A 16,494-nucleotide genomic window follows, 5' to 3' on the forward strand; every position below is an offset into this window, starting at 1 on the left:
GTGCGCTTTTCCTTAAACGTGGCGAGACGCACACTGGACTCACGCGGCCGCCGAGCCGTTCGCCCCCTGGAGGTAGCAGCCACGATGTCGACGTCGTTCCCGCAGCAGACGGACGCCCCGTCCCCCGACGCCCGCGGTGAGGACCTCGCCGCCCTCGCGACCGAGGCGGCCATCCTCGCCGAGCGGTGGGTGACGGAGAGCGCCGACGCGCCCGTCGACCCCTCGGCCCAGCGGCTCGCGGGCGTGCTGAAGGACCCGAACGGACTCGCCTTCACCGTCGGTTTCGTCGACGGTGTCATGCGCCCGGAGTCGCTCTTCGTCGCCGGCTACAACCTCCAGAAGGTCGCGAAGCTCACCCCCGGCTTCCTCCCCTGGTACCTCAAGGCCGCGATCGCGTGCGGCGGCTTCTTCGCCCCGATCGTGCCGGGCGTCGTCATCCCCATCGCCCGTCGCGTGCTGCGCGCCATGGTGGGGCACCTCGTCGTCGACGCGACGCCAGCACGACTGGGTCCGGCCATCACGAAGCTGCGCCAGGACGGCACCCGCCTCAACCTCAACCTCCTCGGCGAGGCCGTGCTCGGCGAGCAGGAGGCGGCGAAGCGCTACGAAGGCACGCGCGACCTGCTCGCCCGTGAGGACGTCGACTACGTCTCGATCAAGGTGTCGGCGATCGCCGCGCAGCTGTCGATGTGGTCGTTCGACGAGGCCGTCGACCGTGTCGTCGAGCGCGTGCTGCCCCTCTACCGGATGGCGGCGGACGCCGAGAAGGCCGGCGGACGTAAGTTCATCAACCTCGACATGGAGGAGTACCGCGACCTCGACCTCACGATCGCGGTGTTCACGCGCGTGCTCGAGCACCCGGAGCTGCGCGACCTCGAGGCGGGCATCGTCATCCAGGCCTACCTGCCCGACGCGCTCTCCGCGATGCAGGAGCTCACGGCCTGGTCGAAGAACCGTCGCGCGCAGGGCGGGGCCCCCATCAAGGTGCGGCTCGTGAAGGGCGCGAACCTCGCGATGGAGACGGTCGACGCCGTCGTGCACGGCTGGCAGCAGGCCACCGTGCCGAGCAAGCTCGAAGCCGACACGAACTACAAGCGCGTGCTCGACTGGTCGCTCACGCCCGAGCACACCGACGCCGTGCGTGTGGGTGTGGCCGGCCACAACCTCTTCGACATCGCGTTCGCGTGGCTGCTCGGCGAGCGCCGCGGCGTCACCTCGGCCGTCGAGTTCGAGATGCTGCTCGGTATGGCGACGGGTCAGGCCGACGCCGTTCGCCGCACCGTCGGCGAGCTCCTCCTCTACACGCCCGTCGTGAGCCCGCGCGAGTTCGAGTTCGCGATCTCGTACCTGATCCGCCGGCTCGAGGAGAACGCGTCGGAGGACAACTTCATGTCCGCCGTGTTCGAGCTGCACCGGAACGCGTCGCTCCTGTCGCGCGAGAAGCGCCGTTTCCTCGCGTCCGTCGACCGCCTCGTCGAGACGCGCGGCCAGGTGCCCACGCCGAATCGGACGCAGGACCGCTCTGCGGAATGGGTGGCCGCACCGCCCATGCCTTCCCTCCCGGGCAGCGACGACGCTCCGGCGTCGTCGGGTTTCCGCGCCCTTCTCGCGCCCGGTGCAGCGCCGTCGGCCGCCGAGCTCGCCGCGGCGGCGCCGGAGACCGCGCTCGACGGCGGCAGCCCGGACGACGGGCTCACACGCCAGGTGGAGACCCTCGGTCGCGGTCGCCGCAGCGACAACCCGTTCGAGACGACCCGCGTGTTCACGGCGAGCTTCGAGAAGGTGGAGCGCACGGGACTCGGCGCCCCCGGCTTCCACAACACCCCGGACACCGACCCGTCGCTCCCCGCGAACCGGTCGTGGGGCCGGGCGATCCTCGACCGCGTGCCGGGCTCGACCGAGGGCCTCGACACGATCCTCGACGCTCGCGTCACCGATGCGGCCACGCTCGACGCCCTCATCGCCGCCGCCGTCGAGCGCGGCACCGAGTGGGGCCGCACCCCGGCAGCGGATCGCGCCGAGGTGATCGACCGCGCCGGGCTCTCGCTCGCCGCGCACCGCGACCGTCTCATCGAGGTGTCCGCCGCGGAGACCGGCAAGACGATCGCCGAGTCCGACCCGGAGATCAGCGAGGCGATCGACTTCGCCCACTACTACGCCGCGCAGGCGCGTCAGCTCGACCGCGTGCAGGGCGCCGTGTTCGTGCCGCCGAAGCTCATCGTCGTGACGCCGCCGTGGAACTTCCCCGTCGCGATCCCCGCCGGTGGTGTGCTCGCCGGCCTCGCCGCCGGAGCGGCCGTCATCATCAAGCCGGCCCCGCAGGCGCGTCGCGCCGCCGCCGTGATGTGCGAGGCGCTGTGGGAGGCGGGCATCCCGCGCGACCTCCTCGTGCTCGTCGACATCGAGGAGGGCGAGCTCGGCCAGCGCCTCATCGCCGCCGACGCCGTGGACCGCGTGATCCTCACGGGAGCGTGGGAGACCGCGAAGCTGTTCCGCTCCTGGAAGCCCGAGCTGCCGCTCCTCGCCGAGACGAGCGGCAAGAACGCCGTGATCGTCATGCCGAGCGCCGACCTCGACCTCGCGGCCTCCGACGTGATCAAGAGCGCCTTCGGCCACGCCGGCCAGAAGTGCTCGGCCGCGAGCCTCGTGATCCTCGTCGGCTCCGTGGCGCGCTCCGAGCGGTTCCGTCGGCAGCTCGTGGACGCCGCGATGTCGCTGCGCATCGGCTACCCCGAGGACCCGACGAGCCAGATGGGCCCGATCGTGGAGCCCGCGTCCGGCAAGCTCCTGCACGCCCTCACCGAGCTCGGTGTCGGCGAGGAGTGGCTCGTCGAGCCGAAGCAGCTCGACCACACGGGCACGCTCTGGTCTCCCGGCATCCGCGCCGGCGTCTCGCCCGGGTCGTACTTCCACCTCACCGAGTTCTTCGGTCCCGTGCTCGGCATCATGCACGCCCGCACGCTCGAGGACGCGATCCGCATGGCGAACGCCGTGGACTACGGACTCACATCGGGCCTCCACACGCTCGACCCCATGGACCTCGAGGAGTGGCTCGGCAGCATCCAGGCCGGCAACCTCTACGTGAACCGCGGAACGACGGGTGCCATCGTGCAGCGGCAGCCGTTCGGCGGGTGGAAGCGGTCGTCCGTCGGAGCCGGCACGAAGGCGGGTGGGCCCAACTACCTGCTCGGCCTCGGCTCGTGGCGCTCCGCCGTCGGCTCCGCGAGCTCGACGCTGCACCTCCGCGGCCTCGACCCGCGCATCACCGGCATCATCGAGGCGGCCCAGCCGTCGCTCGCGTACGAGGACTTCGACGTGCTGCGCCGCTCGGCCCTCTCCGACGCGGTCGCGTGGGGCACCGAGTACGGCGAGGTGAAGGACGTGTCCGGCCTGGGCCTCGAGCGCAACATCCTGCGCTACCGCCCCGTCCCCGTCGCGGTTCGTGCGACGCCCGACGCGACCCTCGGCGAGCTCGTGCGCGTGCTCGTCGCCGCGGTCCGCTCGCGCTCGGCGTTCTCGGTGAGTGTCGCCCGCGGACTGCCCACGCCGCTCCTGCGCGCCCTCGACGGCCTCGACGTGTTCGTGACGGTCGAGACCGACGACGAGTGGATCGCACGGATGGCGTCCGGCTCCGGCGCGGGCGAGGACGGCCGCATCGTGCGGGTTCCGCGTGCCCGCATCATCGGCAGGCCGGAGTCGCGCAAGGCGCTGCACTCGGCCCTGGCCTGGGCGGTGGACGGCGACCCCGACCTCGCGATCTACGCGGGCGAGGTCACGCAGTCCGGGCGCATCGAGCTGCTCCCGTTCCTCCACGAGCAGGCCATCTCCATCACGGCCCACCGCTTCGGCAACCCCGACGCCTGGAGCGCCGAGGTCATCTGACCCCCTCCCCCTTTCGAACGCTCTCCCTGGCGGGGGAGATGTGTCGTGGGGGAGGTGGGGTCTTGCCGCGGGCCGGTCGTCCGAGTGGAATGGGACCGCGCCTCGGCGCACACCACCCAGGTGACGGAGGTCCGGGATGAAACTGCTGCTGACGTCCGGGGGAGTGACGAATCCCGCGATCCGCGAGGCCCTGATCGACCTCCTCGGCCGGCCGATCGAGGAGTGCGACGCTCTCTTCATCCCGACGGCGCAGTGGGGTCAGCCGATGTGCTCCCCGCAATCGGTGTGGCGGTCGAGCGCCGACGGTGATCCCTCGGAGACGGGTCTCGTCGGGCTCGGCTGGAGGTCCGTCGGCATCCTCGAGCTCACCGCGCTGCCGACCATCGACGAGGCCCGCTGGCGCGACTGGGTGCGGAATGCCGACGTGCTCCTCGTCGACGGCGGGGAGGCGATCTACCTCGTCGAGTGGATCCGGCGCTCGGGCCTCGGGGACGTGCTGCCCTCGCTGACCGACACGGTGTGGGTGGGGGTGAGCGCCGGCAGCATGGCGTTGACGCCGCGCGTCGGCAGCGCCTTCCTCGATTGGAGGCCCGATGGGGACGACCGCGCGCTCGGACTCGTCGACTTCTCGATCTTCCCCCACCTCGACTACCCGGGGTGGTCGGAGAACACGACCGAGAGCGCCCGACGGTGGGCGACGGGCATCGACGGGCCGGCGTACGCGATCGACGACGACACCGCGATCGCCGTCGTCAACGGGACGGCGCGCGTCGTCTCCGAGGGCCACTGGGAACAGCTGGACCCGTCGCTCGATGAGGTCAATCCCAGCCCCGAGGCGTCCGAGACCAGCTTTTGAGCGTGTTTACGCTGTTGCAACGGTGGATACACGCTCAAAAGCTGCATGTGAGCAGGGTGACCGTCGGGCGCCCCGGGTAGCGTGGACGGATGGCAGTCGTATGGCATGAAGCGGACCACGGCGGACGACACCTCGCGGTGCAGGCGCACGACGTGCTCGGTCCAGCAGCGCAGTCGCTCCTCTCGTACGTGGGCTCGCTCCCACCCGAGACCGCCCTCCCGGGTGCGACGGTGCAGTTCGGGTGGGTCGTGTTCGACGTGGTCGACGGACCGGGCGGCTGGGTCACGCTCGACGCCCCCGACCTGCGCGGCGACGCCCTCACCGAGCGGACCTCCGACGTCTCCCTCCCGCTCCTCGGGCTCACGGAGCTCGTCGGCTTCGCGCAGCGCACCGGGCTGACCCCGGGCGAGGTGCGCTTCGACCACACGGTCCTCGCGCACCGCGACGCCCTCGGGTCGGAGGACGTCTACCTCGAGCGGCTCGAACCCACGCGCCTCGGCGACTCCGGCTGGTACCTCGGCCCCAACGACGCACGCGAGCAGCCCACGGCCGACGACCTCGTCATCCGTCACGTGTGGCAGCTGCTGCTCGAACTGCCACGCGTCTTCGGCGCCCTCGCCCTCCCGACGGGGTCGCTCGTCGTGGTGAAGGGCGGGGAGATCCTCACCGTCGCCGACGCGTCGAACACCGAGCTCTGGCGGGCACCCGCGAGCTGAACCGTCGAGCCTTCCGCGGCGTCATACTGAGGGGATGAGCGAAGCGCGAGCCGTCACGGTCGACCCGGCCGCCCAGCGGCACGTCCTCGTGATCGCGATCCTCGCGTCGTTCGTCGCGTTCCTCGACGGATCGATCGTGAACGTCGCCCTGCCCTCGATCGTCGACGAGCTCGGCGGCGGCATCGCACTGCAGCAGTGGGTCGTGGACGCCTACCTGCTCACCCTCGGCGCGCTCATCCTCCTCGCGGGGTCGCTCTCCGACGCGCTCGGGCGCACACGCATCCTCACGATCGGGCTCATCTGGTTCGGCATCACGAGCCTCGCGTGCGCGATCGCGCCGACGGGCGAGCTGCTCATCCTCGCCCGCGCACTGCAGGGCGCGGCCGGGGCCCTTCTCGTTCCGTCGTCCCTCGCGATCATCATCTCCACCTACTCCGGGCAGGCGCAGGGCCGCGCGATCGGCACGTGGACGGCGTGGACGGGAACGGCCACGATCATCGGCCCGCTGCTCGGCGGCATCCTCGTCGACGCGTCGTCGTGGCGATTCATCTTCGCGATCAACGTCGTGCCGATCCTCGTCACGATGTTCCTCCTCCGCCGCATCCCGGCGAGCGTGGTGCCGGCGGAGCGGTCGCGAATCGATGTCGTCGGCGCCGTTCTCGGAGCCGTGGGGCTCGGGGGCCCGGTCTTCGCACTCATCGAGCAGCCGCGACTCGGGTTCACCCACCCCGCCGTGTGGCTGAGCCTCGTCGTGGGTGTGATCAGCTTCGTCGCGTTCCTCTGGTGGGAGCGTCGCGTGCCGCACCCGATGCTGCCGCCGAGCGTGTTCCGCTACCGCAACTTCTCGACGGGTAATGTGGCCACCGCGCTGATCTACGGCGCGCTCTCGCTCGGCTTCTTCGTGCTCGCGATCTACCTGCAGCAGGTGGCCGGGTTCTCCGCGACCCTCGCGGGCTTCGCCACGCTGCCGCCGACGCTCGTGATGCTGCTGCTCGCGAGCCGCGTCGGGGCGCTCGCCGCGCGCATCGGTCCGCGCCTCTTCATGACGGTGGGTCCGCTCGTCGCCGGTGCCGGCTTCCTCCTCATGCTCACGGTGTCGGAGCCCGTCCAGTACGCCTGGCAGGTCCTGCCGGGCATCGTCGTCTTCGGTCTCGGAATGGCGATCACCGTCGCGCCGCTCACGAGCGCGATCCTCGGGGCGCCGCCGGCGGCGCAGGCGGGCATCGCGTCGGCCGTCAACAACGCCGTCTCGCGTGTGGCCGGACTCGTCGCGATCGCGTGCGTCGGCTTCATCGTGGGCGCCGAACTCGACGTGAACGGGCTGCACCGCGCCCTCGCTGTCACGGCGGCCCTGCTCATCCTGGGCGGCATCGTCTCGTGGTTCGGCATCCGCAACCCGGCCCCACCTGGAACCGTCCCGACCCACACGGCCCCGGTCTCCACCCGCCCCTGACGGATCCCGCTCGTCAGGAGACCCGGCGGCGGTGCTAGAAGGTGGTGCCGCCCGTGACCGAGACGACGGCGCCCGAGACGTACGACGACGCCGGGTCCGCGAGGAACACGTACGTGCTCGCGAGCTCCGCGGGCTGACCCGCGCGACCCAGGGGAGTGTCCTGCCCGAAGTCCGGCAGCTTCTCCGGCCACGACGTGCCGGGGATGAGCGGAGTCCACACCGGCCCGGGTGCCACGGCGTTCACGCGGATGCCCTTCTCACCGAGCTCCTGCGCGAGAGCCTTCACAAACGCGAGCTGGGCGGCCTTCGTCATGGCGTAGTCGATGAGCTGGGGGGACGGGCTCGCGGCCTGCACGGACGATGTCACGATGATCGACGACCCCGGCTTCAGGTGCGGCACGGCCGATCGGGTCATCCACAGCTGGGCGTAGATGTTCGTCTCGAAGGTGCGCTGGAGCTTCGCCGTCGCGAGCTCGGTGATTCCGTCGGCGACGTCCTGGAACGCCGCGTTCAGAACGAGGATGTCGAGCGAACCGAGCTCGGCGACCACACGCTCGACGATGTCGGCGTTCGTCTGCTCGTCGCGGATGTCCGCAGCGATGACGAGGGAACGGTGCCCGGCCTCCTCGATGAGGCGACCGGTGTCGTCGCCGTCGGCCTGCTCCTCCGGCAGGCACACGATCGCGACGTCGGCGCCCTCGCGAGCGTAGGCGATGGCCGCTGCCCGGCCGATCCCCGAGTCACCACCGGTGATGAGCGCCACGAGGCCCTCGAGCCGGCCGGAGCCGCGGTAGGTGTCCTCGCCGTGGTCGGGCCTCGGCGTCATCTCGCTCGTGAGGCCCGGCTGGGTCTGCTCCTGCTCCTTGAAGCCGTCCTCGTGGTGCGCGGTGCGGGGGTCGTTCTCGGCGGTCATGCGTCCTCCTCGATCGTGTGCGGTGTTCCTCCTCGACGCTACGGAGGAGCACGCGACAGCTCGCGGGCTTGACAGCGGATAGCTCGGATGAGATCCCGCGCGCTGACGCGACATCCTCCGGACGGGGGATGAAGCGGGGCGGCTGACCTCGTTAGGCTCGCGGGATGGCCCCCCGGACATCTGCTCGATCGCGCCCGACGATCCTCCTCGGCATCGCGGCCACCGCGCTCCTCGCCGCCGCCGTCACGGCCACGGCGTCGCCCGCTCACGCCGACACCGACGACTTCACGTTCGACTCGTTCCACGCCGACATGACCCTCGTGCGGTCGGCCGACCGGCACGCCGAGCTCCTCGTCACCGAGACGCTCGTGGCGCGCTTCCCCGAGGACGAGGAACAGAACCGCGGCATCATCCGCGCGATCCCCGACGACTACGACGGCGTGCCGCTCCGCACCGAGATCGCGAGCGTCACCGATGAGGACGGCGAACCGGTGCCGTACGAGGTCTCGGAGGACGGCGGCTTCCTCGAGGTCGCGACCGGCGACGACTCCTACGTGTTCGGTGAGCAGACCTACGTGATCTCGTACACGCAGCGCGACACGATCCGAGCCTTCGCGGACACGGAGGCCGACGAGTTCCAGCGCGACCTCAACGGCACCGGATGGGAGCAGCCGTTCGGCGAGGTGACCTCGACCCTCACCATGGATGCCGAACTCGCGGAGGCCCTCACGGGCAACGCCGCGTGTTACCTCGGCGAGCAGGGCTCGACGGATCTCTGCGACATCGAATCCGCCGAGGAGGACGGCTCCGTCGTGTTCCGCACGTCCGCCTCGGACCTCGACCCGGGTGAGAACGTCTCCATCGCGGTCGGCTTCGACGCGGGGACTTTCGTGCCAGGCGAGGTCGAACGCAACGGACTCGAGCAGTTCGCGTTCGACGCGACGCCGGCCGTGCAGGGCGGTTCCATCGCGGCGATCGCCCTGAGCGTCGTCGCGGCGATCGGAGCCCTCGTCGGCCGGCGCCGCAGCCGTGATGCGCCCGGTCGCGGCGTGATCGTGCCGCAGTACGAGCCCCCGCGCGACGTCACGGTCATGCAGGCGGCGCACCTCGCCGGGCGCAAGAATCAGGCGGTGCCTGCAGCGCTCGTTGATCTCGCGGTCGCCGGCAACGTCCGGCTCCTCGCGACCGAGGGGGAGGAGACGTCCGACGGCGTCGTGCTCGAGTACGTGCGGCCGAGCGAGGACGCCGAGAGGCAGGACGTCCTCGTCGCCCTCTTCGGGGAGGGTGCAGAGGCGGGTGCCCGGAAGAAGATCGCGCCCGACGCGCAGGCGCTCGCTGCCCGCCTCTCCGCGCTCTCCGATGTGGCCAGGGACTCGCTCCGCGACGCCGGACTCACCGAGACCCCCGACCACCGCGCCGCGTCGCTCGCGATCTACGGCAGCATCGGCGTCTTCGTCCTCGCCTTCGTCTGCCTGATCCTCGGCGTGCTCGGGCGCACGGGCACCTGGTTCGGCGGGGTGGCGCTCCTCGCCAGTGTGCTCGCGGTCGTCCTGGCGATATCCCTCTGGCGATACCGTGACCGCATCACCGACACCGGGGCGTCCGCACGCGACCACCTCGTGGGCCTGCGCGACTACCTGGCGCTCGCTGAGAAGGACCGGCTGCGCGTGCTTCAGAGCCCCGAGGGCGCTGAGCGCGTCGACACGGGCGACCCGCTTCAGGTCGTGCACCTGTACGAGGAGCTGCTGCCCTACGCCGTGATCTGGGGGGTGGAGAAGGAGTGGTCGGAGGTGCTCGAACTGCGCGTCCAGGAGGCCGGGACCCGACTCGACTGGTACGGCGGCGGTTCGTCGTTCTCGTCCGTGCACTTCCTCACGACGTTCGGTGCGCTCCGCTCCGGGTCCCTCGCGGGCACGTCGGCCGGGGCCTGGACGGGCTCGGGGAGCGGCAGCTACACGGGTGGGTCGATGGGCGGCGGCTTCTCCGGCATGGGGTCGGGCGGCGGTGGCGGCGGGGGCCGCTAGCCGCGATTCGGGTCGAGGAGCGTCGTGAGCGCCGGCCCCGCCTCGGACTCGGGGACCTGTCCCGTGAGGACGAGTTCCGCCAGTCCGTGGACCGCACCCCAGATCGCCGTGCAGAGGGACGCGCGCCGCGCCTCGGGGGCGTCCGGTTCCAACTCGTCGACGAGGTCGGCGAGGATGCCGTGCACGCGTTCGAGGAGCGGAGCCATCGTGGGTGACGGCTGACGGGGGTCGCAGATCTCCGGATCGTTCATGAGCCGGAAGCGCGCACTGTGGAGTGCCGCGTAGTGGATGTAGGCTCCGGCGACCAGAGCGGCACGCTCGCCCGGCGCGGCATCGGACGCGTCGCGCCTGGCCGCCTCGAGGGAGTCGATCAGGTGGCCCATGCTCACGGCTCCGAGGTGGGCGAGCAGAGAGGCCCTGTCGCCGTAGTGGTGGTACGGCGCGTTGTGGCTCACGTCCGCGCGTCTGGCGACCTCGCGGAGGCTCAGCCCGGAGTGACCGGACTCGTCGACGAGTTCGAACGCGGCCGCCTCGAGGGCGGCGGCGAGGTCGCCGTGGTGGTATCCGCGATCCGATCTTGACACAAGCAAGATTCTATCCCTACGGTGGGGGTTCGCGGATCTAGACAGTGTCCAGATTGCGTCCACGCCCACGACAGGAGACCCATGCCCGCCCTCATCATCGACGGCCACCCGAACGCCGAATCGCTCTCGGCGGCGATCGCCCGCCGCTACGCCGCGTCCTTCGGCGATGCGACGCTCGTGGCCCTGCGCGATCTCGACTTCGACGTGCACCTCCGCGCCGGGTACCGGGCGGAGCAGCCCCTCGAACCCGACCTCGAGCGTGTCTGGCTCGAGATGGTGCGTGCGGACCACATCGTCATCGTCACGCCGATCTGGTGGGGAGCGACGCCGGCGCTCCTGAGCGGATTCTTCGATCGCGTCCTCCTCCCGCGGAGGGCGTTCCGCTTCTCGCGACTCGGCCTCCCCGTCGGGCTCCTCGCCGGGCGCTCCGGGCGGCTCGTCGTCACGACCGACTCGCCGCGTCTCTTCCTCGCTCGTCAAGGCGACCCCACCGTGCGCGCAGTCCGTGACGGGACGATGCGGTACTGCGGCATCGCGCCCGCCGCCGTGACGCGCATCGGTCCGGTCCGCGGGGCGGATCAGGAAAGGCGTGAGGCGTGGCTCGCGCGTATCGAGGGGATCGCGGCGCGAGATGCCGAGCGCGTGACGCGTTCGGCGCCGCGTCGAGCCCGCCGGGCCGCGCGGCTGGCGGAGATCCCGTCGCGCGCACGGTCGACGGAGAGTGTGGGGCGGGCCTGGGATCGACACTGAACCCGGCCCAGGCAGGGAAAAGGGGATCAGCGACCCGAACGCTGATCCCCTTCTGTTCCCTATAGATGGCGGGGGCGGTCGCGCGGCGATTTGCAACTCGCCCGGCGCATCCCGCTACTTGGGAAATACCATCTGCTTGAACGTTACTGGGGACTCACCTTAAATTCTGTCGGGCGAAGGGGGGACAAGCGCCCCCAGTTCGGGTGTATCAGGTGCGTCCCCGCTGGCTACGGGCGATCGGACGGCCTCCACCAGCAGGACCCACGACTCCGCACCGGGGTCGACGGCGACGCCTTCGCGGCCGAGACGTGCACCCGAGACGACCGCCTCGCTGCCGGCGTCGATGTTCCGTATGCGATAGTCGCGGTCGAGGTCCAGGCCATCGACGCGCTGACGGCGAGGCGTCGTGCCACCTGGCAGCACGGTGCCGACGACGACGTGGTGGTCACCGTCGCTCAGCTGGAACGCGGGGACCCTCTCGCCCCCGCCTCCACGGAGCGGTGGCGGGGTGAGCCGCCTCAGCTCTCCTGCACGCACGAGCGGCGCGATCTCCTCGCGGTACAGCCGAAGGTGCTCGCGCAGGCAGTCGCGCAGCTCGGGGCTCAGATCCTCGAGGCGCATCGACACCCCGAAGCGCTGCAGCATGGCCGGTCGCAGCATCGCGGCGAAGGCCGACGTCGACAGGCCGCTCCAGTCCCGTTCCTGGTCCGGGTTGTCCCCGCGCCACTGCGACCACGACCAGTGCAGCATCGCGACGGGAGGGAGCATGAGGCTCGCTCCCCAGAGCGCCTGCAGGTGGTGCTCCGTCCAGTCGGGGTCCGACAGGAAGGCGCAATGCGTGTGCGCGGCGAGCCCGAGGTCGATGCGCAGCCCGCCGGAGGAGCACGCCTCGAGGACCACCTCCGGATGGCTCGCGCGAACGTCGTCGAGGACCGCGTAGAGCCCGCGGTAGTGGCGGTACAGCCCGTCGTACGCGCCGTGGCCGTGATCGGTGCGATCGCAGCCGGCGCCGGGGTCCACGTTGAAGTCGAGCTTGAGCCAGCGGGCTCCGGTATCGGTGATCACGCGGGAGATCGTGTCGCGCACGAAGTCCCGTCCCTGCGGCGACCCGAGGCACACGTAGCCGAGGAAGGTCGGATCGCGCGGGTCGAGCGACACCGTGATCGAGGGGGAGGCCGGGGCAGGGGAGCGCCGCGCCGCGATGAGTTCGGGCCGCTCCCGACGCAGTCGCGCATCGGCCCCGACGGCCTCCGGCTCCAACCACACGCCGAAGTCGAGACCGAGCGCGCGCACGTCGTCTGCGAGCGCCGGCAGACCCTGCGGGAAGCGTGCGCCGTTGACGGCGTCCCAGTCACCGCGCTCGCGCTGCCAATCGCTCGCCGCGTCCGCCCTCCCGAACCAGCCGGCGTCGAGCGTGACCGTCTCGATGCCGACCGAGGCCGCCACCACCGCGTTCCGCCGGAAGACGTCTGCGCTGATGTCCGCGTCCTCGTACGGCCACCAGTGGTTCCATTCCACGGGGATCGCCTCGCTCGCCGGAGAGCGCGGCACGACGTCACGGGCGACGGCGCGAGCGAGCGCGGCGGCGGCGGCATCGAGATCGGAACCGACGGCGACGAACACCGGCGGCGCCACGACGGGCGCCTCCGGGGTGACGACGGTCCGGAATCCGTCCGGAGAGATGCCGGCCGTCAGCAGGCCGTGGGCGTCGATGGAGATGTGCCAGTTCCCGCTCCACGCCGGCGAGACGATCATCGCGGCCCCTGCGCGCGTGAGTCCGAGCCACGGGTGCATGCCGTGTGACGACCGGCCGGAGGAGACGCCGAGGCGGAGGGGGAGGTCGAGCTCTCCCTCGATCGGTGCGAACTCCGCGCCCCACGACGACGTGAACCACAGGGTGCGCCACGGAGCCGCGTCGTCGATGTCGAGGCGGGCGCGCACGGCGTCGAGACCGGAGAGCTCGACGGAGCCCGTGGAGCGCAGCTCGAGCGCGAACTCCCACACCCGGCCGTCCGGACCCCTCTCGATCATGCGGCGGTGGTGGTCCACGCCGGCGGCCGCGATCGAGGCGAGTGGGTGGAGGAGCGGACGCCCGTCGAGCAGGATCGGCTCTGCGGGACGCGGCGTCATCGTCCGAGGCTCGCGCCGAGCCCGCTCATCACGTAGCGCGAGGCGAGAGCGAGCAGGATGAGCGGCGGGAGGGAGCTGATGATCAGTCCGGCCGAGACGAGGGTCTGGTCGCTCGTGAACCGACCGCCGATCTGCGCGAGCGCCGGGGTGAGGAGGCGCAACTGGTCGTTCGGCAGGAGGATGTAGGCGAACAGGAGCTCGTTCCACATCGCGAGGAACTGCAGCACCGCGAGTGTCGCGATGCCGGGGATGCCCATCGGCACGGCGACCGACAGGAACGTGCGCCAGAATCCGGCGCCGTCGATGCGCGCAGCCTCCAGGACGTTCGCATCGAGAGTGCGGAACGTGACGGAGAGGAAGAACACCGCGAACGGCATGCCCGTCGCGATGTACACGAGCATGAGGCCCTGGAGGCTGCCCACGAGTCCGAGGTTCGACAGGAGCAGGTACGTCGGGATGATGAGCACCTGCCCGGGCACGAGCATGACGAGGACGAAGCCGGCACGGATGTACTTCACCCCGGGGACGGGGAGCTTCGCCATCGCGAAGCCCGCGAGCCCGGCGATGAGCAGCTGCAGCGTGAGAGCCACGGCGATGACGGTCAGGCTGTTCCCGAGTGCCCGGCCGATCCCGTAGTTGTTCCAGAGGGCGACGAAGTTCTCGAGCGTGAGCGACTCCGGCAGACCGAACGGGTTGAGGAGGTAGTCGGCCTTGCTGCGGAAGGCCGACGACCCGATGAAGACCACGGGGAACGCGATCGACACGGCCACGAGGCACAGGGCCAGGAAGATCGGCGTTCGCGACCGCTTCGAGAGGGTCGAGCTGGTCTCGCTCACGATTCTTCTCCGTCCGAGAGCCGGAACACCTTGAGCTGCACGAGCGTCAGTCCACCGATGAGGAGGAACACGAGCACGGCAAGCGCCGCTCCCTGGCCGAGGTTCGACGAGGAGAAGGCGAGGGTGTAGATGAGGTAGTCGAGGGTCGTGGTGTCGTAGCCCGGGCCGCCGGCCGTCATCACGAAGATGAACCCGAAGAGAGAGGTGAACGTGTAGAGCACGTTGAGGATCGTCACGAGGGCGAGGACGCCGCGGATGCTCGGCAGCGTGATGTACCAGAGCCGCTTCCACCACCCGGCGCCGTCCATCGTCGCCGCCTCGAGCATCTCCGGGTTGATCGAGCTGAGTCCCGACAGCAGGATGAGCGTCTGGTAGCCGAAACCGGACCAGACGAGAGCCATGACGATCACGAAGATCGACGTGCCCGCCTGGCTGAAGAAGTCGATGGGTTGTCCGCCCGTGGCGACGATCGCGGCGTTGATCGGACCGCGGTAGGAGAAGAGCGTCTTGAACATGAGGCCGACGACCGCCGTCGACAGCACGTTCGGCACGAAGAAGAGAACGCGGAAGAACTTCCACCCGCGGATCCGCTCGTGCAGCAGCACGGCGCAGATCACGGCCGTGAAGATCACGAGGGGGACGGCCACGAGGAACAGGAGGTTCGTGACGAAGACCTGGTGGAGGAGCGGGTCCCCGAGGAGGTCGATGTAGTTGCCGAGCCCGAGCCACTCGTAGCGGACTCCGTTCGAGCGATGCAGAGAGATCCAGAGGGCGTAGCCCACGGGGTACGCCATGAATGCGAGCACGAGCAGGAGCGCCGGGGCCACGGCGAGGGACGCGATGATCCGCTCGCGCCGCCGCCAACCGGCTGCGGGCCGCCGGGGTGGGGGTGCCGCCCCGGACGCCGCGGTGAGCGCGGCGCCCGGAGCGAGCTGGGTGGGGGCGGTCATTACTGCGTCTGCTCGCTCTCGTACGCGTCCTGCAGCTGCGAGACCGCGTCCTCCGCGGTGGTCTGGCCTGTGAAGACGGTGGCGTTCACCCGGTAGAAGAGGTCGATGACGAGCTGCGGCATGACGTTGTCGAACGGGTAGACCACGTCTTCGACGTTCACGAGCTGCTCGGCCTGCGACTGCAGGTACGGGTTGGTGATGACCGACGGGTCGGCTTGCGCCGAGTTCGACGCCTCCGTCTGGTTGAGTTCCACGTACAGGTCGATCGTCGACGGCTCGGCGAGGTAGTTCAGGAAGTCCTGCGCCTCCTCTTGGTGTTCCGAGTAGTTCGTGATCGAGAGGGACACGTTCGGGCCACCCGCGATTGTGCTCGGGTACTCCGCGTCTTCGAGCATCGGGATGGGGAACACGCCCATGTCGTCGCCGACGGCGTCGAACATCGCGCTGTTCTCCCACGAGCCCGAGACCATGAACGCCCCGTTGCCCTGCAGGAAGCCCGTGAGGAGCTCCGAGTTGCCGAGGCTGCCGGCGTCGGGGTTCGTGAGGCCGCGCGAGAAGAGGTCGGCGTACGCTTCGTAGGCCTCGACCATCGCGGGGTCGTCGATCGGGATGTCGCCGTTGAACATGTCGGTGAACGCGGTGGGGCCGAGCAGGCCGCCGGCGAGCGCCGCGACGATCCAGGCGCCGCTGTAGCCCTCCTGGTTCGTGGTCCAGAACGGCGTGTAGTCGGTCTCGTCGAGCACCTGCTGGCCGTCGTCGAGCAGCTCCTCCCAGGTGGCGGGCGGTGTCGACAGGTCGAGGCCGGCCTCCTCGACCATCGCCTTGTTGTAGAAGACGTAGAAGTAGGAACCGCCGCCGTAGGGCAGCCCGAGCAGGTCGCCGTCCTCCTGGTAGCCGGCCCGCACGGTGTTCCATCCACTCAGGTCGGCGACGGTCTCGTCGGAGAAGGTGTCGTTGAGCGGGAGGAGGAAATCGGCGTAGTCGATCGTGTTGCCGCCCGTGTAGCCGACGCGGATGTCCGGGCCGTTCTTCGCGATCGATGCGGCCTGGAACTGTGCGGCGTCCTGCGAGATGTCGCCGGAGAGCTGCACGATGTCGATCGAGACGCCGGGGTTGTCGTCCTCGTAGTCGGCGGCGACGCGATGGAGGAAGGAGTTGTCCTCGTCGACACTGCCGTCCTCCGCCTTCTTCGAGAGCAGTCCGTTGTCCCAGATCGTGAGCGTGACATCGCCGTCGGCGCTCTCGGAGGAGGGTGCGCAGCCGGCGAGGCCGGCCACGACGAGGCCCGTCGCGGCGATGGCGGCCGCGGCTCGTCTCATGGTCATGTGCTGTGTCCTTTCAGGGTGACGATGATCGTCTGAGGGTCGGGTGTGGGGGCGGGTCGTGAGGGTGGACGGGGA

Annotated in this window: 12 protein-coding genes; 6 read left to right on the forward strand and 6 right to left on the reverse strand. The window is 70.4% G+C overall.

Annotated features, from left to right (window positions below):
* Positions 1 to 84 precede the first annotated feature (84 nt).
* From CLV49_RS08625 to CLV49_RS08640, 4 genes are all read left to right on the forward strand, one after another.
* Positions 85 to 3,882, forward strand: coding sequence for a proline dehydrogenase family protein (locus tag CLV49_RS08625; RefSeq protein WP_106563179.1), 3,798 nt, complete (start codon positions 85 to 87; stop codon positions 3,880 to 3,882).
* Positions 3,883 to 4,018: 136 nt separating this feature from the next.
* On the forward strand, positions 4,019 to 4,738 hold the full coding sequence (locus CLV49_RS08630) for a Type 1 glutamine amidotransferase-like domain-containing protein (RefSeq protein ID WP_106563180.1): 720 nt from the start codon (positions 4,019 to 4,021) through the stop codon (positions 4,736 to 4,738).
* Positions 4,739 to 4,827: 89 nt separating this feature from the next.
* Positions 4,828 to 5,454 (forward strand): immunity protein Imm33 domain-containing protein, encoded by a 627-nt coding sequence (locus CLV49_RS08635; protein ID WP_106563181.1) that lies wholly within the window; start codon positions 4,828 to 4,830, stop codon positions 5,452 to 5,454.
* Between the two features lie 34 nt (positions 5,455 to 5,488).
* Positions 5,489 to 6,907, forward strand: coding sequence for a DHA2 family efflux MFS transporter permease subunit (locus tag CLV49_RS08640; protein WP_106563182.1), 1,419 nt, complete (start codon positions 5,489 to 5,491; stop codon positions 6,905 to 6,907).
* A gap of 34 nt (positions 6,908 to 6,941) precedes the next feature.
* Here the strand turns inward: CLV49_RS08640 and CLV49_RS08645 are convergent, their stop codons facing one another.
* On the reverse strand, positions 6,942 to 7,820 hold the full coding sequence (locus CLV49_RS08645; protein ID WP_106563183.1) for an SDR family oxidoreductase: 879 nt from the start codon (positions 7,818 to 7,820) through the stop codon (positions 6,942 to 6,944).
* Positions 7,821 to 7,984: 164 nt separating this feature from the next.
* Between CLV49_RS08645 and CLV49_RS08650 the strand changes: the two genes are divergently transcribed.
* Positions 7,985 to 9,844, forward strand: coding sequence for a DUF2207 domain-containing protein (locus CLV49_RS08650; RefSeq protein ID WP_106563184.1), 1,860 nt, complete (start codon positions 7,985 to 7,987; stop codon positions 9,842 to 9,844).
* On the opposite strand, the gene CLV49_RS18165 is transcribed toward CLV49_RS08650, so the two are convergent.
* Complete coding sequence (locus CLV49_RS18165) at positions 9,841 to 10,428, reverse strand: TetR/AcrR family transcriptional regulator (RefSeq protein ID WP_158261936.1); 588 nt, start codon at positions 10,426 to 10,428, stop codon at positions 9,841 to 9,843. The genes CLV49_RS08650 and CLV49_RS18165 overlap by 4 nt on opposite strands.
* Before the next feature lie 81 nt (positions 10,429 to 10,509).
* Between CLV49_RS18165 and CLV49_RS08665 the strand changes: the two genes are divergently transcribed.
* Positions 10,510 to 11,178, forward strand: a complete 669-nt coding sequence (locus tag CLV49_RS08665) for an NAD(P)H-dependent oxidoreductase (protein WP_106563185.1) — start codon at positions 10,510 to 10,512, stop codon at positions 11,176 to 11,178.
* 159 nt (positions 11,179 to 11,337) lie between these two features.
* Here CLV49_RS08665 and CLV49_RS08670 read toward each other — a convergent pair whose 3' ends face one another.
* The 4 genes from CLV49_RS08670 to CLV49_RS08685 are packed head-to-tail and all read right to left on the reverse strand — an operon-like array spanning position 11,338 to position 16,419.
* Positions 11,338 to 13,308 carry an alpha-galactosidase gene (locus tag CLV49_RS08670; protein ID WP_106563186.1) on the reverse strand — a complete coding sequence of 657 codons (1,971 nt, stop codon included), beginning with the start codon at positions 13,306 to 13,308 and terminating at the stop codon, positions 11,338 to 11,340.
* The gene (locus CLV49_RS08675; protein ID WP_106563187.1) at positions 13,305 to 14,144 is read right to left on the reverse strand and encodes a carbohydrate ABC transporter permease; all 840 of its coding nucleotides are present in this window, start codon (positions 14,142 to 14,144) and stop codon (positions 13,305 to 13,307) included. The genes CLV49_RS08670 and CLV49_RS08675 overlap by 4 nt, the downstream gene beginning before the upstream one ends.
* Entirely contained in the window at positions 14,141 to 15,094 is a 954-nt protein-coding gene (locus tag CLV49_RS08680) for a carbohydrate ABC transporter permease (protein ID WP_106563188.1), read from the reverse strand. Before CLV49_RS08680 ends, CLV49_RS08675 begins: the two co-directional genes overlap by 4 nt.
* Positions 15,094 to 16,419, reverse strand: coding sequence for an ABC transporter substrate-binding protein (locus CLV49_RS08685; protein WP_106563189.1), 1,326 nt, complete (start codon positions 16,417 to 16,419; stop codon positions 15,094 to 15,096). The genes CLV49_RS08680 and CLV49_RS08685 overlap by 1 nt, the downstream gene beginning before the upstream one ends.
* Positions 16,420 to 16,494: the final 75 nt, after the last annotated feature.

The sequence above is a fragment of the Labedella gwakjiensis genome, assembly GCF_003014675.1.
GTDB classification, from domain to species: domain Bacteria; phylum Actinomycetota; class Actinomycetes; order Actinomycetales; family Microbacteriaceae; genus Labedella; species Labedella gwakjiensis.

Coding starts and splice junctions, on each gene's coding strand:
- CLV49_RS08625 (WP_106563179.1), top strand. CDS start 85: ATGTCGACGTCGTTCCCGCAGCAGACGGACGCCCCGTCCCCCGACGCC.
- CLV49_RS08630 (WP_106563180.1), top strand. CDS start 4,019: ATGAAACTGCTGCTGACGTCCGGGGGAGTGACGAATCCCGCGATCCGC.
- CLV49_RS08635 (WP_106563181.1), top strand. CDS start 4,828: ATGGCAGTCGTATGGCATGAAGCGGACCACGGCGGACGACACCTCGCG.
- CLV49_RS08640 (WP_106563182.1), top strand. CDS start 5,489: ATGAGCGAAGCGCGAGCCGTCACGGTCGACCCGGCCGCCCAGCGGCAC.
- CLV49_RS08645 (WP_106563183.1), bottom strand. CDS start 7,820: ATGACCGCCGAGAACGACCCCCGCACCGCGCACCACGAGGACGGCTTC.
- CLV49_RS08650 (WP_106563184.1), top strand. CDS start 7,985: ATGGCCCCCCGGACATCTGCTCGATCGCGCCCGACGATCCTCCTCGGC.
- CLV49_RS08665 (WP_106563185.1), top strand. CDS start 10,510: ATGCCCGCCCTCATCATCGACGGCCACCCGAACGCCGAATCGCTCTCG.
- CLV49_RS08670 (WP_106563186.1), bottom strand. CDS start 13,308: ATGACGCCGCGTCCCGCAGAGCCGATCCTGCTCGACGGGCGTCCGCTC.
- CLV49_RS08680 (WP_106563188.1), bottom strand. CDS start 15,094: ATGACCGCCCCCACCCAGCTCGCTCCGGGCGCCGCGCTCACCGCGGCG.
- CLV49_RS08685 (WP_106563189.1), bottom strand. CDS start 16,419: ATGACCATGAGACGAGCCGCGGCCGCCATCGCCGCGACGGGCCTCGTC.